The following is an 18469-nucleotide window of genomic DNA, read 5'->3' on the forward strand; positions in this document are numbered from 1 at the left end:
GGCGAAGGCGATAACGAAAACTGCGCTATAGTTGATCTGCATCCGGTCGCCGGACTCCGGCAGGCGGACGATGCGTTGGTGGTCCAAGGAAAGACGCCCCACTTCCTGTGGGGAGATGCAGGTGCAAGGCCTGCCCGGCGCTCCAGACAAGAACCCCGGCCCTGAGTTTCAGGGCCGGGGTTCTTCGCTGTGCGCGCGGCCTTGGCTGTGCGCGCGGCACGCCCCGGACACCGAATGCCCGGAGCGCCGGCCCGCCTCACCCGCGCCGGTCGGCGACGACCCAGGACGTCAGGCCCACGGCCCCCGCCACCCCGAACACGGCAGGCCAGGCACCCACCTTCTTGGCCAGCGGATGGGACCCGGCGAAGGCGGCGACATACGCGGCCGACAACGCCCCCGCGGCCACTCCGCCGGCCTGCTGCCGCCACTGCCGCGCGGCCGTGACCCCGGCGACGGCGAGCACGACCCCGCCGAGCGGCCGCTGCCTGGTCCAGCGGGCCACGCCGTACCCGCCCACGAGCCCGCTCGCTGCGATCACCGCACTCGGAACCTTCGCCATTCCTGCCTCCTGCTCCTGCCCCGTTAGCGATCTCTGAGGCTAACTCCCCAGGTCGAGGGCACAAGCACCGGGGCGCAGGAAGGCGCGTTACCCAAAGCCGCCCGAACCTGAGTCGAGGCTTGTCAAGTTTCCGGCTCCGAGCTATATAAGAAGGCGAAGAACGTAGGGCATCGCACCGACAGCGCCTGAGGAGAGGAGTGACCAGTGATGCTCATGCGCACGGACCCCTTCCGTGAACTCGACCGGCTCACCCAGCAGGTCTTCGGCCCCGCCACCCGCCCGTCGGCGATGGCGATGGACGCCTACCGCTCCGGGGACGATTTCTTCGTCCACTTCGACCTCCCCGGCATCGACCCCGAGACGATCGAGCTGGACGTCGAACGCAACGTCCTGAACGTCCGAGCCGAGCGCAGGTCTCCCGCCCCCGAGGACGCGGAGCTGCTCGTCGCCGAGCGTCCCACCGGCGGCTTCACCCGCCAGCTCTTCCTCGGCGAGACGCTGGACACGGAGCGCATCGACGCCTCGTACGAGGCCGGCGTGCTGACCCTGCGCATCCCGGTGGCCGAGCAGGCCAAGCCGCGCCGCATCCAGATCACGGGCGGCGACAGGCCCAAGCAGCTCAGCGGCTGACGGCACGGCACGCCCGTACCCACGCACCCACGCACAACCCACGAGGGCTGTCCCGAGGACGTCCCACCCACGGGACAGCCCCCGCCCCCCACACCCACCCCGCGCCCCGGCCCCCCCCGCCCGGCGCCGCGACGCAGGACCGGATCCGGAGGAAGACCCGCACATGAGCGTGACGACGGTGCCCAGTGTGACGACTGCTCTCACGGCCCCGAAGACCCTGAGCCCCGCCCCGCCGCGCAACCACGACACCCGAGGCGACGACAGCGCCTGGACCCGGCTGATCGAAGCGGTGCGGGAATCGGGCCAGTACCCCACCAGGCCGGAGGCGGAGCGGGTCACCCGCATCGTCCTGTCCGCCCTCGGCGGTCATGTGATCGGCGACGAACGGGTCGACCTCGCCCGTGCCCTGCCCGAGGAGGCCGCCAGGGTGGTCGCCTCCCAGATCCCGGCCACGCGCCGGCTGACCGCCGCCGAGTTCGTCGACTCCGTCGCGGCCCGTATCGAGGGAGCGACTCCCGCCACGGCCCGCTGGGACGTCAGCTCGGTCCTGAGCGTGCTGCCGCCCCTGGTCGGCGACGACCTGGTGACCCGCATCCTGGCCCAGCTCCCCGTCGGCTACGCCCTCCTGTTCGGCCGGGCTGACCTGAGCCCGGCGTCGTAGGGATCGGCGCCGTAGGCTCCTGATCCGCGTACGACGGCCACCTCCCGGACGAACGGGAGGTGGCCGTCGGGCAGATGACCAAGCGACCGACAGGAGCCGGCACTTGACCCGTACGAGGTCCGCGACCCTCACCACCCCCGACGGCACGCACCTCGCCCACAGGGACCACCACCCCCCTGGGGAACCCGCAGCCACGTTCCTCCTCCTGCACGGCCTGGCAGGCCATCAGGGCGAGTGGGACACGCTCGCCGCGCGGTTGTCGGCCGACGGCCACCGCGTGGTGACGTACGACGCCCGAGGCCACGGCGCCAGCACCCGCACTCCGGCGACCACGACCCGCGCGGCCCATGTCCAGGACGCCGTAGCCCTGATCGGGCAACTGGGCCTGGCCCCCGTCACCCTGCTGGGCCAGTCCCTGGGCGGCCACACGGCCCTGCTGCTGGCCGCGTCCCACCCCCACCTGGTGAAGTCCCTGATTCTGGTCGAAGCGGGCCCGGCCGGTCCGGCCCCGGACCTCCCCGCACAGATCGCGACCTGGCTGGACAGCTGGCCGATCCCCTTCAAGTCCCTCGACGAGGCGGAGGCCTTCCTGGGCCACGAGGCCTGGGCGAGGGGCCTGGAGAAACGGGAAGACGGCTGGTATCCGCGGTGGGACCGCACCACGATCATCGACACGGTCGCCGAACTGGCCACCACGGCCTACTGGACCGAGTGGTCCCGCATCACCTGCCCCATCCTCCTCGTCCACGGCGAACACGGCACCATGCGCCCCGACGAACCGGCCACGATGCTCACCCACCGCCCGCAGACCCGGCTCAGCCGCATCCCCGACGCGGCCCACGACGTCCACCTGGACCAGCCGGACCGCCTCTACGAGGCGATCAGGGCCTTCAGCACCTGACCCTTGACCTCAACCAAACTCGAGGTCCTACGTTGATCGCGTCCAGGCAACCACAGGAGGGGAACGCATGAGCGCGCACACGAAGGACCTCAAGGAGTACACCCACGACGAGCTGGCCGCCCAGCCGATCGGCGCATGGACGGGCCAGGCCTACCGCCTGGTGGTGGGAGCCATCCGTGCCCAACTGGCGGTGGAGGGTCTCACCCAGCCCCACTGGTGGACGCTCAACCACGCGTCCGGCGCCCCCGGCTCATGGACCCGCGCCACCTTGACCGACCGCCTGACTCCCTACGACGACCTGAACACCGACTTCGACGAGGTCTACGACGACCTGATCGCCCGAGGCTGGCTCACGGAGGACGCGACGGGCGGCATGGCCCTGACCGAGGAGGGCGAGGCCGGCCGCCTCCGCGCCCGGGAACGCAACCTCCGCGTCCACGAGCAGACCCACGAGGGCATCGAGTCCGCCGACTTCGTGGTGACGATCAACGTCCTGCGCAGGATCGTCGCCAACCTGGGCGGCAACGGAAACCTCCCCGACGACGGGAAATAGTTCGACAGGGCCCCGTCTCCCCGCCCATCCTTCGGTGGCGCATCAGCGCCCCAACCCGCCCGAGGGAGACGACCGTTGAACCCCGCCATCCGTCACATCACCTTCGACTGCACGGGAGAGCCCTACGAACTGGCCCGCTTCTGGTCCGAGTTGCTCGGTCACCCGATCTCCGACGAGGACAAGCCCGGCGACCCCGAGGTACTGATCGAGTTCCCGAACGGCGCCCCGGGCCTGCTCTTCGTAAGCGTCGAGGAAGGCAAGGCAACGAAGAACCGCATCCACTTCGACCTCCAGCCCACAGGCCGCACCCGCTCCGAGGAGGTCGAACGCGCGGTGGCCCTCGGCGCCCGCATCCTGACGGACCGCACCCTCCCGAACGGCCGAGGCTGGGTCGTCCTGGCCGACCCCGAGGGCAACGAGTTCTGTATCGAACGGGGAGAACTGGATCCGGTGGAGGAACGGGTGGAGGACTGACGCGTCCCGGAGTACGACAACGGCGGCGGCCGGGCGAGACGAGGACGCTCAGTCCAGACCGAGCACCATCACGTCATGAGCATCCGCACCCTCCCACGGCCGCGTCTCGCCCACCTTGCGATATCCCCACGCCCGGTAAGCGGCCTGCGCCGCCCCGCTCTCGGGATGCACGTTCAGCACGACCCGCTCGACCCCGACACCATCGAGCAGCACCTCATGCAGCCGCCGCGCGACACCGAGCCCACGCCACCGCCCCCGTACGGCAAGCTCCATCAGCAGAAAACTGCGCCGCCCGTCCTCCCGGCACACATCCCCGCTCATCCCGCCCCACCACGCACTGCCGGCCTCCAGCAGGCACCCATAGGCCATGCCCACCGGCTCACCACCCGCGTCACGCCCCAGCGCGGCCCGGAAGCCGGCCCTGCCCGCCTGGGACGGAAACCGCCGGAACGCGGCGGTGGCCTCGTCCTCGGTCACGTAGTACGGCGCCCCCGCGAACGCCTCGGCGTACACCCCCCGAAGCGCCTCCTGCACCGCCACGGCGCCGGCCCCGCCCATCCGCTCCACGGTCAGGCCTTCCACGCGCTCCCCACCCCTCCGAAAACCCGGCGGACGGTCAATGCCAGGGGTTCTAGATCCATTATCGCGGTCCACGTAGGCACCTGTCGCCGTTCTCAAGAATGATCCTTTCACCCGATATGCGCCCCTAAGGTTTCCTCGGGATGGACACAACGCACCTAGGTGGAAGGGAAGTTGAGAGTGACGCACGACGTTGCCGCGCTGAGGGAAGAACTCACGGCCATGGCCGTGGCCGATCACCAGTCCTCGGTCCAGGCGAACAGCGACGACCCCGCCGAACAGCTGGCGTGGCGCCGGCTGACCGCACGGCACGGTGACCGGCTCAGCGAGATCATGGACGAGTACGGCTGGCCGACGGCGGAACTGGTCGGCGAGGAGGCCGCCCGCGCGGCATGGCTGATCGCCCAGCACGCCGACCGACAGCTCGACGTCCAGCGCCGTGCCCTTCACCTCATGCAGCAGGCGGTGTCGACAGGCTCGGCCGGCCTCCGCGAACTGGCCTTCCTCCGCGACCGCACGCTCGTCAACGAGGGCCGCAAACAGCTCTACGGCACACAGATCGCCGGCGTGAAGAACGGGGCACCGGTCCGGTGGCCCTGCGAGGAACCCGACCGCGTGGACGAACTCCGCGCGGAGGTCGGCATCGAGCCCTTCGAGGAGTACGTCGCCAAGTTCTCGACGACCTGACGCCGGTCACGGTCACCCGACGGACGCCTCGCCCTTCTCCACGCGTGAGGTGCCGCCGATAGGTGCTCTAGGGAAGGCCGGCATCGAAAACATCCAGCAGCCTGCCCAAGGGCACCTCGCACGTCATCAATTGGGTCGGAGCAGCATCAGGTCCTCGCCGGAACCGGCCCGGGGACCATGTGGGCCGTGCGGTCGCAGGCCAGGCCTTAGAAGCCCCGAACTGGGCGGGCCGCTCCGCGTGCCTTCAGCCACACCAACACCTCACGCGGCAAGGGCGCATGCCGCTAAGGTCTCGTGCGGTGAACATGGATGAATCCGGACTGACCAAGGCGGTTGCTGATGCGCTGGGCGCTCAGCGCACCGCTGCCCTCACGGAACTCACCGACCGTGTCACCGCGCTGCGCCGCATGAGCGAGGATGCGGGAACCACCGAAGTGCTGCTGACCCCCCTGACAGGCCGCGCTGCGGAAAAGTGGGAGCGACTCGCCCGGCGGGAGGCTGAGGACTGGGTCTATGTCCGTTCCGACGATGGCGCAACCGTCCTTGCTGTGGACCAGGCATCCGAAGCCGGAGCCCGCGATCCGGCGGCAGCTGTCATCTACCCTGAGCTGCACACACGACTGGTCAGCTGGTGGCTCGTCCACGCCTGGCGCAGCGCCGACCTCCTCTCTGACACCCTGGACAACCTGGCCCGGTGGCGTATCACCTCCGGCGCGGTCACGGCCCGGGCTCTCATCGAAGAAGCAGGAGCACTGGTAGACGAGCAGAAAGCCATCGCCGAGGCATGGCGGACCGGCAAGGCCGCCGCCAAAGACTCCTTGAAACGTCCCGCCCTCGTCCGCGAGGAGCTCGCTCCCGTCCTGCTGAAGGCTGGGTTCGGCTCAAGGATGAACGGCAGCAACGAAAAGCTCCAGGCCACCAACGTCCTGACCCTCGTGAAGAAGGTGACCAAGGCGACGGGCGAAGGCAGATTCCCGAAGTGGTATGATCTGCTCTCCGACGCCGCGCACCCCGCCTTCGGAGCCAGAATCGCCTTCGCCACACCGCCGCTCGTACACACTTCAAGCGCTGTCACGGTGCGCAGTTACGCCCGATCTCCCATGTCGCTCGCTGACGGAGAATCTGTCCAAGTTCTGGAACCGACCGTCGCCTTCGCAGTTGCCGACTCCCTGATCTCGGCCGGCACGCACATGTTGAACGTTCTCGAAGACGGCCTGGCCATCGTGGACGACTTCGGCCTGACGACATCAGCGGCAACGCTCACCCGCCGTACGTACTGGCGCGCCTTCCACCCCACGCGCGGCAGCCGCGCCTGCCCCTGCGGCCGCGGTAAGTGGTCCACCTGCGGTCACTACTGGGGAAGCCAGATCCCCACGCCCCGCAGCCGTTGATCACGAGAGCGGCACGGGAACGCCAGAACACCGGCCGGTAAGCCTGCCCTACTGCAGCGGAAGCTTGCACCGCCGGTCGCCCTCACGGGGGCGATAGGCATGGTGACCCACTCGACCGGGGCGTGCGGGAGGTCGAGTGTGGCGGGATAGGGAACCAACGAGGCAGTGCCAGTGGGTTGAGACTTCGAACGCCTCGCTCAACGGCACGGGAGCTTTGTGCGTTGTAGCCGCTGCCCCGACCTCTCCGGCGTCCCCCGATCGATGGCCAGCCTGAAATGGCTCAGTGAGTGATCCGCCGAGACAGCGCCTAGTCCAATCGGACGATCCGCCACTCGCCGTTCCGCTCGGTCACCAGGAACTGCGTGAAGTCAAAGGGATTTGCGGGCAGGTTGACGGGGATCAGCGGGTCCTTCTTCCGAGGCGTGACGTGCTCGCCGGTCAGCTCTGCCGCGGCTATGGAGTCGCGCTGCTCAGCGTTGAGGGAGCGGGACAGGGAGGTGACGGCCGCAGGGCAGTTGGCCGCGCCCTGGCGGGTGGCGAGGGATGTGGCGGCTGGTTTGCTCAGCAGACCGCATGCCGTCGGGCCGTCCCCTCGTCCCAGCGCGTGCATCAGGTCGGTGGCGGTCCGGGCGACCGCGTCCTGCTTGGCTCGGTCCTGCCGACCGGCCGGGACGAGCACGAAGGCATAGGTGAGCCCGAGGATGATTGTCACTGCGGCCAGGGGCAGGTAGGTCGTCGAGCGGATTCTCATGGTCAGGAGAGTACGGCGGCCTCTCCGCCAGATCGGCGCCAGTGCATCACTGTGTCCGTGAGCAGACGCACGTGCAGGGTCTGGCCGACGCGGCCACGAACCTCGCCCACCGGCTGTACCCCGTAGATCAACAGGTGACTGGTGGACACCAAGAGCACCATGCGCGGGGACCTTAGCTGTGGGAGCCGGGAGGTGACTGTCAGCGAGGATCCATAGTTGGCCTGCGACCATTGCAAAGCTCTTTAGCGGCACCAGCTTGATCCTTGGCGCTACTCAATGCACTTACAAAGTGACCCCAGGCCTCGCTGCCCACGGAAACGATGGGCCCCCGCCAGTGGTACTTGGAGTCGCGTATGAGCGCGCCGTGAGCGACGTAAGCACACTCCAAGCACTCGGTGGTGTTGCCGCCGCTGTACGACGACTTGAACCACCGTGGCTCGGAGGCGGTCAGGGGGCTAGCGGGCATTCAGAGCTCCTTGCGGGCGCGATGGATCAGGGCGGAGGAAGCCTCCATGTCCAACGCTTGTGCGCGCAGGTACTCGAACGCAAGTCTGTATCGCTCCAGTTCCTCTTCCTTCTCCAAGAAGAGCGAGCCCGTGTGGAAGTCGACGTACACGACATCGAGGGCCGGTTCAGGACCGCCGATGATCACGAAGCTGCCCAGGGCAGCGGCGTGGGCTCCCTTGGAAAACGGCAGCACCTGGAGAGTGATGTGTGGGGACTCGTTGGCTTCGAGGAGCCGGTCGAGCTGCTCCCTCATGACCGCTGGCGAGCCGACCACACGCCGGATCACCGATTCATCGAGGATCGCCCACAGGTGCAACGGCTTCGGGCGGGTCAGGATCTCCTGCCGCTTCATGCGGATGTCGACGAGCCGCTCGACCTCTGCCGACTCCAAGGGCACTTCGTTCGCCTTCTGGAGCGCCGTGCTGTAGTCGCGTGTCTGTAGGAGTCCTGGGACGTAGACGCAGCAGAAGTGGTTCTCACGGACCGCCTCGTCCTCAAGGGTGAGCAGCAGGTTCATGCTCTCCGGGATGGAGTCGGCGAAAGAACTCCACCAGCCCTGCTCCTTGGCGCTCTTGGCGAGGTTGACCACTGCTCGCCGCTCAGCGTCCGTTGCTCCGTACTCACGGCAGAGTGCGTCGACGACGATCCACTTGACCGGTCCGGCCGTGGTCTCGTACCGGCTGACGGTCGCTTTCGATACGCCGACCAGGCGCCCGGCTTCCTCAAGCGTCAACCCCGTGCGGGAGCGCAACTTTCGCATAGTGGCGCCCAGTTGGCGGCGTCGTGTCGTGCTCCGTACGGGCATGAGGCTCCTTCGCCATGTGCCGGGCCTCAGCCCGGAGGACGCCCATCAGGCTAGGCAGCGGTGAAGCGGGGTCACCACCAGGTTCACCCGATAGATTCTCATGAGAAGTTACACAGTGAGATTTCTCTGTGCCATGCTCGTTCCCGGGCGCTACGCAGTGCAGCCGTCCGGATACGGCGTGATTAAGCGTGTTGCGTGGCTAGGGAGGGAGGACAGGTCATGCATGGCTACGAGGTCACGGAGTCGCGACTGCGCTGCGTACTGCCCTTCGAAGCAGCGCCGGCGGAGGTGCGCCTGCTGAGGAGAGCAGCCGTGCAGCAACTCAGCCGGTGGGGGATGCCGGTCGCGGCTGACGACGCAGAACTCCTTGTTGCGGAGCTGGCCACCAATGTCGTCAAGCACGTTGGTGAAGGGACGTCGGCGGCCCTGATCTTGGAGAAGAAGGCGGAGTGCGTACGCCTCGAAGTTCACGACAAGAGTCCGGTCATGCCCATCGTCAGGGAGGCGGCATGCGGTGATGAGTGCGGCCGTGGCCTGCATTTGCTCGCGGCGATGGCAGTGGACTGGGGCACCCTTTTGACCGCGGCAGGCAAGGCCGTCTGGTGCGAGCTCCCCCTGAATAGCGGGCGTAGCTGTCACCGTATCGAGCGAGCTGTGGAGGCGCTCGAGAACTACGAGGGTGCTGCGCGCGGGCTAGGTCAGCACGGCCGGGGCCGAGAGGTGAGCCTTGTCGAGTCGGCGGTCGAGCTGATCGCTGATCTGCTCCACTGGACCAGCGCCCGAGGCCATGATCCAGATGACATTCTCGACCGCGCTCAGATGCACTACGAGGCTGAAGCGGACGCGGCCTAGTGGGCGGGTGTCTGAATGGACTTGCGTATCTGCTCCCGGAGAACGGTCGGCGTGCGCCAGGATTCCCCGGGACGGCTCCGGTGGCACATGCGGTGGCAGTTGGCGCACAGACATGCGAGGTCGTCAAGACTGGTCTCTCGTGCTCCGGAGACATACAGGGGAGTGACGTGGTGCACTTCGATGTAGCCCTCGCCCAGAGCTCCATAAATGCGGGCGAAGTTGAAGTCGCAGACCTCGCACTGCAGCGCGCTGCCACGTCGCCGTACTTGCTCGATCTTCAGCGACCGGAGCTTAGGGTCTCGCTCCCGGGCGAGTGCGCGGCGGACGAGCAGGCGCCCCTCGATGGCTGTGTGGCCCGCCTCATCGACTTCGTCGGGTTGCGGCGGGATGGCGTGCAGGTCGCCCGAACCGACGCCTTCCTCAATTGCCCTCGCAGCTTGGAGCATCTCAGCTTCACGCGTCGTGACGGCATCAATCATGAGAAGCGTGAGCTTCCCGCACCGTGTCGCCTTGCCAGAGTGCGAGCTGTGATTCGTCATGAAGTCTGCGGTTTTGCGGCTGACGCTGTCTGGAGACCGGAAGCTGGGCAGCGCCCGAGCCTCGGGTCTGTGGATCGGCAGCGACCGCAGCAACTCCGAGAGTTCGTGTACCGCACGGTCTGTGGTTCGCAGCTCGCGCCAACCGTTCCTCACGACCAGAGCACCGGCCAACACGAGCTCGTCCTCGGTCCACGTAGGTATGCGCACGGGCAATATCGTATGAGTGTTCGGTGTGACGGAGGGTGCGTTCAGCGCGCCGCGGGGAGTGCGGCACACTTGGGGAAGTCTCGTTGTCAGTGGGGTCTGTCACCCTCAGTGATGGTGGATCGCAAGCTGTGTCTGCCGCTGTACGGCTAGAAGGAGGGGGCATGACCCGCACGAACGAACCGAAGCGCTCCGAGGGCAAGGCCGAGGAGCCCGAGTTCACCTCGATCGAGATCTGTGCTGGAGCGGGTGGGCAGGCCCTAGGCCTCCACCAGGCTGGATTCGGCCATCTCGCCCTCGTTGAGATTGACCAGTATGCCGCGAAGACACTGCAGACGAACGTCGAGTCTCACCCGAAGTGGGCCTGGGAGAGAGAGAACTGTGACGTTCTGCCGCCAACAGACGTCAATGAGTTCAAGCGAGAGAAACACCTGCAGAAGAGCGTGGAGCTGCTTGAGCGGCGCGAGCTGGACCTCCTGGCTGGCGGTGTTCCCTGCCCTCCGTTCTCACATGCCGGCAAGCAACTCGGCAAGGCAGACGAGCGCGACCTGTTCCCGGCGATGCTGCGCCTCATCGACAAGCTGAATCCCCGGGCTGTCATGATCGAGAATGTGCGCGGGATCATGGACCCGAAGTTCGAAGACTACCGGGACTGGATCAAGGCACGGCTCCAGAGCGGTTGGTACCGCGGAGACGATGGGCAGATGGCCTGGGAAGACGGACTGGGCTACAAGGTGTGTGAATGGGACATCCTGGAGGCCAGTGACTTTGGGGTCCCGCAACTCCGCCCCCGTGCCATCCTCGTTGCTTTCCGTAGCGATGTCCTGAAGGACGTCAAATACGAGTGGCCTGCAGTGACCCACGATGACCACGTCAGCGTTGCGAAAGCGCTAGAGAAGTCGATGTACGCCCGGTACGAGCCGTATTTCGAGGGCGCTCGTGCTGAGCAGGCTCGCGCAGCATACGAGCGCTGGCTCGACACTGCGCACAAGCGACACCAGGAGCTCTTGGCAAAGGGTGCCAGTGGTATCGCCCCAACGCTGGTTGGCGGATCGAAGAAGCACGGGGGGGCCGACCTTGGTCCTAGCCGGGCAAAGGCAGCTTGGAAGCTGCTCGGCGTCGATGCCCTCGGGGTAGCTAACGATCCCGAGACTTGTAGGCAGAAGGGCACGGAGGATCGTGACCTTTTCGGTCCGAACGGACCGATGCTCACCGTGCAGCAGGCTGCGATCATCCAGGGTTTCCCTCCCGAATGGCAGTTCGCGGGTGGTAAGACTGCGCAGTACCGGCAGGTGGGCAATGCCTTCCCGCCGCCGGTCGCCAAGGCCGTTGGTGAGTCGATCGCCGATGTCTTGAGAGCTGCGCGGGAGCGGGACAGCGGCAAGGCTTAGCGCACCGCTACTGCTTGCGCGTCTGGCGCGCTTGAGGTCGGCGCTTTGCGACCTCCGCAGCGATCCGCGTCGCACACGCGGCGGCCGGTTCGTGCTCCCAGAACCGGAGCACCGTCCAGCCGGCCTCCGATAGACGCTGGTCGGTGTCTCGATCGCGTGCAACGTTCCGGGCTACCTTGTCTGACCAGTACCCCGGATTCGTCCTCGGGGGCACGTAGTGCTCCGGACAGCCGTGCCAATAGCAGCCGTCGATGAAGACCGCGACCTTTGCCGGGCCGAAGACCAGGTCGGCGGTCCGGCGAAGGCCCGGAAGCGGCTTGGCGGCGACCCGGTAACGCAGACCTCTGGCATGCACAAGCCGGCGGACGAGCCACTCCGGCTTGGTGTCCCGGTTCCGGATAGCCTGCATGTTCCGGCGACGAGCCGCGGAGGAGGCCCACGAGCCCTCCGGAGGGAACCATTCACCCTCCGGCTGAGCCGGGGGGTCCGAACTCTTACTCATAGTGCTCTGACTTACCAGGTGGTCAACGTGTATGCGAGTTCTTCGTAGGGCCGGAGACGTCCTTGACGGATGCTCTCTGACAGGTCGCGCTTCTGCTGGTCGCTTCCGACATCTCGCACAGCATCCTGCAACGCATCGAGGGCGATGTGGTAAACAGCGTCGACCTCGCCGGTTCCTCTGGCGATGGCAGCGATCCTGCTAGGCATTGGCTCGGCAGTCACAGTAACAAGATGCGGAAGCCGACCGCGTCTGTGCCTGATCATCTGCAGGAACTCGTGCCGGACGTTCTGTACCCGGTCGGACCGAATTGTCCACTTGCGCGAGATGGTGGCGTGCAGAAAGGGGCGGGCGCCTACGGGAGGCGGGTCCTGCGCGATGCCGACAGTGACGTCAGGCTTGATCAGATAGTCAAGTCCGAGGTCGGCGCTCAGGACGGGATTCTTGACAACGACCTTCTTGAGGTTCCCGAGGTGGGCGTACTGCAAAAAGTCTGAAATGACCTTCTTGCGGTCTGCGTGCCAGGTGCGGGAAGAATCGATTATCGGCAGTGATTTTTCTAGATCTTCATGCACCAGTTGTTCCAATGCGGGCCCAAGGCTCTGGGGTGTTCCCGGCAGGATTATCTCTGATGTGACGCCCAAGTACTCAAGAATTTTCCCTGCCAGCGCCTTGGATGTCTTGCTGCTGCTGTCAGCGCTATTCGGTACAGGTTTCCCTGATGCCTTTAGTTTTTTCCAGCCGAGAAGTTGGGTCGCGAAAGGAGCACTCATCTCTGTGTGCTCCTACTTGGCGTGGGAGGGGAGCAGCGGGGCTATCTCTGGTGCGTCATCGGGAGTGGCAATCACCCAGGGCTCCCCGCCCAGAATCACGTGGGGTGCTTCCCTGTGGTGTGGCTGTTGCCTTGCAACACGCACGCTGACGAACTCTCCCTCATGCGGTGGCAGGAGGCCGAGCTGCTCCGCTACGGCACGATGACTGTCGTAGTCCCCCATGATGAGGATGCCGTCGGTCCTGAGCGCCGAACGAGAGCCCCCATTGCCACGGACGCGCTTCATGTAGTCCTTCTGCTGGGCGACTGTCCGCACCACATTGCGGCCTATGCGCCGTTTCTGTACGCGCCGGAACAGTTCGTTGAGGCGTTGCTGGCCGGAGTTCGGTGCGAAGACCGCCTGGCGCTCGGAGGGGTCCATATGGAGAAGCACGTTCTCCGGAAGCTCTGAGTCGCGCCACAACCAGTGGATCTTGTCCCGATGTATTGCCTTCACGGTGAGCTTCGCATCGCGGTTGCCTCCTCTGTTCAGCCACTCCTCTCGCACTCGGAAAAGGCCGGCGCTCCAGCGGCTTTCGTAGTCGTTGGCCCATACGAGCAGGCAGAGATGTCCCCTGGCCTCTGGCGGGATCATCCAGCCACCGAAGTTCTGCGAGTACTTGCAGTCCACCTCAATACCGGCGATCCGGTAGTCCATTGCGTGGCCGTCTGCGAATCTGAACTCGCGCTGGAGATTGATTTCGACGAGGGTTCCCGCGTGGGTCCGCTCAGTCTTGTACAGAGTCGCCCAGTCGTAACGTCCTGTAACCTCGCCATTCAGTAGCTGATCGATTGTGTCCCGCAGTACCGATGCGAAGCGTTCCTCTGCAGCATCGATGCTCATCAGCTCCCTGCTCACTGCTTGAAGTTCTGCGTCGCGCTTCACCTCCTCGGACAGGACGATGTTCTGTGCAGCGCTTATATCGATGGGCAGCAAGCGATTCCCCCTCATGACGAACTAACTGGGATAGTAGCGTCATCTGTGTGGCGAGAATTCCTGGCACGGAACCGCACCAGGCGCCGGTCGGCGCTCGCCGCTGAGGTAGGCGGGATCAAGGTGAACGCCATCACGATCTTCGACGGGTCGGCCGAGCCGTTCCGCACGGCCGCGTGTACGTTGCTGTGGCTGTCCCCCTCGACGACCGGGTACAGAAGTGCCACCCCTGTCGTAGAGCCGATGACGGCGCTCTCAGCAGGGTGTGCCTCAGCCGACGAGCGCGCCGCATCGATCAGGCGCTGTGCCGCAGTGCGGTGTTCGACGCTGGCGATGCGGCCGAAGGAGGTCTTGCCGGCCTGCCGAGTTCGGCGGACGAGGGACAACGGCAGCGAACCAAGCACGTGGGCTTCTATGCGCTTGCTCGCGGCCAGACGGGGGGATATGAGCAGCCAGTCGTCCACCTTGGCAAGCGTGCCGTCGAGCTGGCTGAGATAGGTCAGATGAGGGTCGAAGTGCCCTGGACGTTCCCATTCGAGCTGAGACAGCACACTGACAAGGTCGCTGTGGGAGACGGTCCCGGTAAGCGCCTCGAAGGTTCGCGTGAGCGAGCTGGAGTCGTCTGGTGGATTGGTGAATGTAGTCGGGGCTGGGGTGAGCGAGTCCAACAAGGGGCGCCAGCGCTCGGCGTTCCGCTTGAGTGCCGCGTTGTTCAGCGGGTACGACGCAGGCTCAATGGGGCGGCCAGGTGACCGGATCTCCACCAGCTCCGCGTTGAACATCTTGTTGCGGGCCGAAGGCCTGATCCAGGGCAGGTGCTGTGCCACAAGGGGAGGCACCTGCATGGGTGTTATTTGTGGCTGACCATCGACCACGACGGCGTACTGGGCCAACTGTTCCCGGAATGTCTCCTCGTCACGGCAGATCGCTTCGTAAGCCTCGTACAGGTCGGCGTACCTGTTGCGGCCGAAAGGCTCCTCCCGTCCGATGTAGAGCCGGACCAAGTCCCGGTAGCCGGGCCGGAAGCCGAACCAGCGTCCCATCTGCATCAGGGTGTCCGCCTGCTGGGTGGTGCGCCGGTAATAGGTGATGGTCAAGCCTTCCACGGTGAAACCGCGAGAGAGCTTCGTTCCCCCCACCAAGATCTTCCAGACGTGTGGTGTCCGGTCGAAGTCGAGGTTCAGCTGGTCGAAGTAGCGGTCGGAATCTCCGTTCACGACGATGACTGGCTGACCGCCTGAGCCGATGCGCTGGCGTGCGGCATTGACGTAGGGGCGTAGTTCCTCATAGGAGGCAGGAGCTGGGAGGTCTGACGCGCGAGCGTCACTGACTGCGGCGAAGTCGGAAGCCCACAGTGCAGCAAGGCGCTCATGGCCGGCCGCCGAGCTGTAACCCGCCTGATGCCACATGGAATTAACACGCAACGCGAGATCCGCGTGATCGTCCTTCCGCACCGACTGATGAGCGAGCATCGTGTGGTGCCGGAATGGGCCGTCATCCACACCGTGGTCGGCCCGGTACAGCTTCAGCGCACCGGACAGGAGGAATGCGTCGATGGCCTCCTGGAGGCGGTCGCCCGTGGACTCGCAGATGTCCCGGATGTGCGCCTTCTCCTGGGAGTTGGCGTAAGTGCGCTCATGCCGAGGTATCGCCGAGTCCAGATCGTGGAAGTCCTGGGCGCCCATGTATCCAGAGGGGCGGGGCAGCGAGATCACGAAATCGCTGGGGAAGATGTCGTCGTCGTCACCGGGGTCAACGAAGACGTTGGCGAAGGGGGTAGCCGTGTAGCCAACGTACTGCGCGCGCGGAAGCAGCTTCAGGAGCTGGGAGAGCAGCCCGTTGATGGCCGTGCGTTCAGTGCTGCCTTGCTCCCACTTCTTGGGGTCCAGGGTGTTCACGGACGCCTGGTCGGACTCGTCATCGACGATCAGGGCAGGGAGCTCACCGAGCAGTCCGCGAATCTGTTTGAGGTCTTTGACAAGCTTGGTCAGAACAGACTTGTTCTTCTTCACCACCAGAATGCGGGCCGCCGCGTGGTGGAGGTTCGCTGGATCATGCAGAGGGCGGGTCGGTTCGCGCTTCTCGAACTCAAGAGCCCGGATGCCTTGCGCCAGGCTCTTGTAGTCGTTGTCGCGAGTCGTCAGACGCTCGATGTCGAACGCGCCGAGCACAGACGGGCGTGCACCGTGCTGGACGAACTCGCCCCAGTCCGCGTCGTCGTCGCCTACGTAGTCCACGCCCACGAGGGAGTCGAGATCTGTGATGTCCGCGCCTCGCAGGATGTTCTCCTGCCCGATCAACTCCATGTCGAGGCGGCGCTGGGTCTGAGCGCGCAGCAGGTTGAGCGTGCCTCCCAGGACGATGACGAGGCGGTAGCCGGCGTCGATCGCCTTGGCCGTGACGCCAGTGAAGTTGGCTGTCTTTCCTGACTGCACGTATCCGACGACCAGACCCTTCGCCTGCCGAGCCGTCGGCTGCTCTGGATCGGTGAGGCGTTCAACAACTGCCCGGCTTGCCTCATCGAGGCTGGCGATCGCGGCATCGGACCAGCCTTTGGCGCGGAGCTTCTGCTCGTACGACGTCCAATAGAAGGAACGGGCGGCTGCTCGCTCAGGGGTATACCAAGGGGTGAAATCACGCGTGATCACTGTGGGACCCGAGATCTTCGCCACGGGTACGGCGGCATCCAGCGCCTTCCGCAGGTCACTTCCAAACCGCAGCCTGTCATACACGGCTGTACGCCGTTCATCGGTGCGAGCTGGGATGCCCAGCGCCCACTGAGGATCTTCGGCGAAGTCCCAGGCGGCGAGGTGACGGCTCCACAGGGCTCTGAGTGCCTCGTCACCGTCGACGAGGCAGGTGCGGAACAGTTCCTCGCTCAGGTCGGCGTCCGGATAGTCCTCGTCGGCTGCAACGGCGGCCCAACGCGCGAAGTGACGGGGGACGTTCAGCATGCCGGCCAGTGCGTGGGTGTGGATCTCGACGAGCACGTTGGCTGGGGTGTTGCTCATGTGAAGAAGTCCTCGATCGCATCAAGGGGAAACGGGAATGACTGCGCGCTGGTATCAGGAGAGTTGTTGCGCACGTCGCGTACGCTGTGCGTCCACCGAAGCCAGGAGGATGGTGTTCCAGTAGTCCAGGCGGTCTTGGCGACTACGCTCCCAGCGGCCCAGCCCGAAGCAGTCCTCGAGAAGCAAGAACAGCAAGGTCTTCGTGACCGGGGCGTCATTGGCACCGCCGCGCCTGCCGTCGTTGAAGTCCTCTCGGTAGGCCTTGTTGAGGATGACCGTATTGTGCTCGCGGTCAAGGTCGAGGAACTGGTTGGCCGGAAGCGCACCCCAGGTGAAGGTGATCGGTTCCTCGCCCGGTTTCTCAGGCAGTTCTTCCTTGATGACTCGCTTGACCTTGGGATCCAGGCCCTTGCCCGGAGGAGTGACAGGCTTGCGGACGATCTCGTTCCGCCTCGAACCGTCCCTGTAGGCAGTCTCAGCGTCCAACAGGTAACTCCGGAACATGTGCCCCTTGGAGTCCACCGCCTTATCGAGGCCGTCAGTGAAGGCTGGAGTGACGGTGACGCTCTCCTTCTTGACGTCGAGGCTCAGGACGCTGTTCTCGCGAGACGGAAGGTCGACAGCGACCCGGGCGAGAACATGGTGCCCCTCAGGGTTCCGCCAGCCGTTCCATCCTCCCGCCTGCACGAGGCGGTCGTTCCGGTAAAAGTAGAAGCCTTGTCGTTCTGTGAGTGAACCGATTTGGCGGAAGCCGGCCTGCTTGGACTTGGCAGGCCAGATGTGGGCGGTCAGGCACAGGTCTCCCAGACCTTCCACCGGGGCTATGAACTCCCGGGGGTAGCCCGGCTTGCCCGGCACCTTGTAGCCGAACGGATCCAGGGCTTCTACGGCGATGTGGTCCACTTCCTCGCCGAGGCCGCGCTCCCCGCTACTCACGTCCCATACTGCTATGTCGAGCTTCAGACCGCGCTGCAGGTACCGGTGCAGATAGAGGCCGAGATGGGTCTCAAGGCGGGAAATTGCCTTGGACAGGAACTGGTCGCTCTGGCCGCGCGCGACCGTCTCAAAGGTCCGCACACCGTCCCAGCGCACGATCGTTCCCTGCCACTCGATAACCCCGTCGTAACGGTCCACGAGATCCTGCGCGTACCGCGGGTCGACGGTGTCGCAGCGGAAGCTGTCTTCGATGCCCTCTGCGGTGAGGCGCCGCCCCGCAGCTCGGCTCCGCCGAGTGCGGCTGACCACGGTGAGCGAGGAAGCATGGGAGAGCGAAGCGGCCTTCAAGCCTGTGCCGTACATGCCGAGGGCGCCCTCGCCGTAGTCACGGCGCCGCCCCACCGTCATCGCGGCATCTAGCCCGGCCTCGTCCATGCCCTTGCCGTTGTCGATGATCAGCAGCGTGAGGATCCGATCGGCATCACGCAGGAAGTGCACGACGATCTTGTTGGCGCCAGCGTCGATGGAGTTGTCGATGAGGTCAGCCACGGCGACCTCGAAACCGTAGCCCTGGTTGGTCAGGGCCTTGCCGTAGCCCGCGTCTGGTGGCAAGTGCGTGCTGCCGCTCGTGGGGACGTCGTACTGCCAGTCGGTGCCAGACTCGTAGGGCATGCTTCCTCAAAATGCACAGGTCAGGACCTGCTTCACGAAGTAGCAGCCCCTTACATACAACGGAGAGTGTGACGGTACTGCAAAGGTTGGACATAGGAGGAGGTGGACGCTGAACAGGGGCG

The 18469-nt window shown here is 65.6% G+C and carries 20 protein-coding genes and 1 pseudogene; 9 read left to right on the forward strand and 12 right to left on the reverse strand.

Annotated features, from left to right (window positions below):
- Positions 1-256: 256 nt before the first annotated feature.
- Positions 257-559, reverse strand: coding sequence for a hypothetical protein (locus QC385_RS41205; protein ID WP_279546538.1), 303 nt, complete (start codon positions 557-559; stop codon positions 257-259).
- Between the two features lie 207 nt (positions 560-766).
- Between QC385_RS41205 and QC385_RS41210 the strand changes: the two genes are divergently transcribed.
- From QC385_RS41210 to QC385_RS41230, 5 genes are all read left to right on the forward strand, one after another.
- Positions 767-1189 (forward strand): Hsp20/alpha crystallin family protein, encoded by a 423-nt coding sequence (locus tag QC385_RS41210; RefSeq protein WP_279546539.1) that lies wholly within the window; start codon positions 767-769, stop codon positions 1187-1189.
- A 163-nt stretch (positions 1190-1352) separates the two neighbouring features.
- The gene (locus QC385_RS41215; RefSeq protein WP_279546540.1) at positions 1353-1850 is read left to right on the forward strand and encodes a DUF2267 domain-containing protein; all 498 of its coding nucleotides are present in this window, start codon (positions 1353-1355) and stop codon (positions 1848-1850) included.
- A gap of 103 nt (positions 1851-1953) precedes the next feature.
- Positions 1954-2751 carry an alpha/beta fold hydrolase gene (locus tag QC385_RS41220; RefSeq protein ID WP_279546541.1) on the forward strand — a complete coding sequence of 266 codons (798 nt, stop codon included), beginning with the start codon at positions 1954-1956 and terminating at the stop codon, positions 2749-2751.
- Between the two features lie 67 nt (positions 2752-2818).
- The gene (locus tag QC385_RS41225) at positions 2819-3304 is read left to right on the forward strand and encodes a MarR family transcriptional regulator (protein WP_279546542.1); all 486 of its coding nucleotides are present in this window, start codon (positions 2819-2821) and stop codon (positions 3302-3304) included.
- A 75-nt stretch (positions 3305-3379) separates the two neighbouring features.
- Positions 3380-3778, forward strand: a complete 399-nt coding sequence (locus tag QC385_RS41230) for a VOC family protein (protein WP_279546543.1) — start codon at positions 3380-3382, stop codon at positions 3776-3778.
- Positions 3779-3826: 48 nt separating this feature from the next.
- Here the strand turns inward: QC385_RS41230 and QC385_RS41235 are convergent, their stop codons facing one another.
- Positions 3827-4360 carry a GNAT family N-acetyltransferase gene (locus QC385_RS41235; protein ID WP_336621353.1) on the reverse strand — a complete coding sequence of 178 codons (534 nt, stop codon included), beginning with the start codon at positions 4358-4360 and terminating at the stop codon, positions 3827-3829.
- A gap of 177 nt (positions 4361-4537) precedes the next feature.
- On the opposite strand from QC385_RS41235, the gene QC385_RS41240 reads away from it, so the two are divergent.
- Complete coding sequence (locus tag QC385_RS41240; protein WP_279546544.1) at positions 4538-5044, forward strand: DUF6624 domain-containing protein; 507 nt, start codon at positions 4538-4540, stop codon at positions 5042-5044.
- A 305-nt stretch (positions 5045-5349) separates the two neighbouring features.
- Positions 5350-6435 (forward strand): hypothetical protein, encoded by a 1086-nt coding sequence (locus QC385_RS41245; protein WP_279546577.1) that lies wholly within the window; start codon positions 5350-5352, stop codon positions 6433-6435.
- A gap of 57 nt (positions 6436-6492) precedes the next feature.
- On the opposite strand, the pseudogene QC385_RS41250 reads toward QC385_RS41245, so the two are convergent.
- The 4 genes and pseudogenes from QC385_RS41250 to QC385_RS41265 all read right to left on the reverse strand — a co-directional run.
- Positions 6493-6593: pseudogene (locus QC385_RS41250) on the reverse strand (IS5/IS1182 family transposase); the annotation flags it as partial.
- 149 nt (positions 6594-6742) lie between these two features.
- A complete protein-coding gene (locus tag QC385_RS41255; RefSeq protein ID WP_279546545.1) occupies positions 6743-7186 on the reverse strand; it encodes a hypothetical protein in 444 nt (147 codons plus the stop codon).
- 199 nt (positions 7187-7385) lie between these two features.
- Positions 7386-7652, reverse strand: coding sequence for a DUF397 domain-containing protein (locus tag QC385_RS41260; protein ID WP_336621354.1), 267 nt, complete (start codon positions 7650-7652; stop codon positions 7386-7388).
- A complete protein-coding gene (locus tag QC385_RS41265; RefSeq protein WP_279546546.1) occupies positions 7653-8498 on the reverse strand; it encodes a helix-turn-helix domain-containing protein in 846 nt (281 codons plus the stop codon).
- Between the two features lie 219 nt (positions 8499-8717).
- On the opposite strand from QC385_RS41265, the gene QC385_RS41270 reads away from it, so the two are divergent.
- Complete coding sequence (locus tag QC385_RS41270; RefSeq protein ID WP_279546547.1) at positions 8718-9350, forward strand: ATP-binding protein; 633 nt, start codon at positions 8718-8720, stop codon at positions 9348-9350.
- Here QC385_RS41270 and QC385_RS41275 read toward each other — a convergent pair.
- The gene (locus tag QC385_RS41275) at positions 9347-10096 is read right to left on the reverse strand and encodes an HNH endonuclease (RefSeq protein ID WP_279546548.1); all 750 of its coding nucleotides are present in this window, start codon (positions 10094-10096) and stop codon (positions 9347-9349) included. The genes QC385_RS41270 and QC385_RS41275 overlap by 4 nt on opposite strands.
- Positions 10097-10257: 161 nt before the next feature.
- Here QC385_RS41275 and QC385_RS41280 point away from each other — a divergent pair, with 161 nt between their 5' ends.
- On the forward strand, positions 10258-11484 hold the full coding sequence (locus tag QC385_RS41280) for a DNA cytosine methyltransferase (protein ID WP_279546549.1): 1227 nt from the start codon (positions 10258-10260) through the stop codon (positions 11482-11484).
- A gap of 7 nt (positions 11485-11491) precedes the next feature.
- Here the strand turns inward: QC385_RS41280 and QC385_RS41285 are convergent, their stop codons facing one another.
- The 5 genes from QC385_RS41285 to QC385_RS41305 are packed head-to-tail and all read right to left on the reverse strand — an operon-like array spanning position 11492 to position 18347.
- Positions 11492-11986: a very short patch repair endonuclease gene (locus QC385_RS41285; RefSeq protein ID WP_279546550.1), complete on the reverse strand. Its 495-nt coding sequence runs from the start codon at positions 11984-11986 to the stop codon at positions 11492-11494.
- An 11-nt stretch (positions 11987-11997) separates the two neighbouring features.
- Entirely contained in the window at positions 11998-12756 is a 759-nt protein-coding gene (locus QC385_RS41290; protein ID WP_279546551.1) for an NgoMIV family type II restriction endonuclease, read from the reverse strand.
- Between the two features lie 12 nt (positions 12757-12768).
- A complete protein-coding gene (locus QC385_RS41295) occupies positions 12769-13731 on the reverse strand; it encodes a NaeI family type II restriction endonuclease (protein WP_279546552.1) in 963 nt (320 codons plus the stop codon).
- A gap of 11 nt (positions 13732-13742) precedes the next feature.
- Positions 13743-16739, reverse strand: coding sequence for a Z1 domain-containing protein (locus QC385_RS41300; RefSeq protein ID WP_279546553.1), 2997 nt, complete (start codon positions 16737-16739; stop codon positions 13743-13745).
- Between the two features lie 54 nt (positions 16740-16793).
- Positions 16794-18347, reverse strand: a complete 1554-nt coding sequence (locus QC385_RS41305) for an ATP-binding protein (protein ID WP_279546554.1) — start codon at positions 18345-18347, stop codon at positions 16794-16796.
- Between the last annotated feature and the right edge of the window lie 122 nt (positions 18348-18469).

It is taken from the genome of Streptomyces sp. DH10 (assembly GCF_029813805.1).
In the GTDB taxonomy this organism is placed as follows: domain Bacteria; phylum Actinomycetota; class Actinomycetes; order Streptomycetales; family Streptomycetaceae; genus Streptomyces; species Streptomyces coeruleofuscus.

Excerpts from the sequence above, each read along its gene's own strand:
- QC385_RS41265 (WP_279546546.1), bottom strand. The coding sequence starts at position 8,498 with ATGCCCGTACGGAGCACGACACGACGCCGCCAACTGGGCGCCACTATG.
- QC385_RS41285 (WP_279546550.1), bottom strand. The coding sequence starts at position 11,986 with ATGAGTAAGAGTTCGGACCCCCCGGCTCAGCCGGAGGGTGAATGGTTC.
- QC385_RS41280 (WP_279546549.1), top strand. The coding sequence starts at position 10,258 with ATGACCCGCACGAACGAACCGAAGCGCTCCGAGGGCAAGGCCGAGGAG.
- QC385_RS41255 (WP_279546545.1), bottom strand. The coding sequence starts at position 7,186 with ATGAGAATCCGCTCGACGACCTACCTGCCCCTGGCCGCAGTGACAATC.
- QC385_RS41215 (WP_279546540.1), top strand. The coding sequence starts at position 1,353 with ATGAGCGTGACGACGGTGCCCAGTGTGACGACTGCTCTCACGGCCCCG.
- QC385_RS41260 (WP_336621354.1), bottom strand. The coding sequence starts at position 7,652 with ATGCCCGCTAGCCCCCTGACCGCCTCCGAGCCACGGTGGTTCAAGTCG.
- QC385_RS41270 (WP_279546547.1), top strand. The coding sequence starts at position 8,718 with ATGCATGGCTACGAGGTCACGGAGTCGCGACTGCGCTGCGTACTGCCC.
- QC385_RS41300 (WP_279546553.1), bottom strand. The coding sequence starts at position 16,739 with ATGAGCAACACCCCAGCCAACGTGCTCGTCGAGATCCACACCCACGCA.
- QC385_RS41290 (WP_279546551.1), bottom strand. The coding sequence starts at position 12,756 with ATGAGTGCTCCTTTCGCGACCCAACTTCTCGGCTGGAAAAAACTAAAG.
- QC385_RS41205 (WP_279546538.1), bottom strand. The coding sequence starts at position 559 with ATGGCGAAGGTTCCGAGTGCGGTGATCGCAGCGAGCGGGCTCGTGGGC.
- QC385_RS41305 (WP_279546554.1), bottom strand. The coding sequence starts at position 18,347 with ATGCCCTACGAGTCTGGCACCGACTGGCAGTACGACGTCCCCACGAGC.
- QC385_RS41210 (WP_279546539.1), top strand. The coding sequence starts at position 767 with ATGCTCATGCGCACGGACCCCTTCCGTGAACTCGACCGGCTCACCCAG.
- QC385_RS41245 (WP_279546577.1), top strand. The coding sequence starts at position 5,350 with ATGGATGAATCCGGACTGACCAAGGCGGTTGCTGATGCGCTGGGCGCT.
- QC385_RS41225 (WP_279546542.1), top strand. The coding sequence starts at position 2,819 with ATGAGCGCGCACACGAAGGACCTCAAGGAGTACACCCACGACGAGCTG.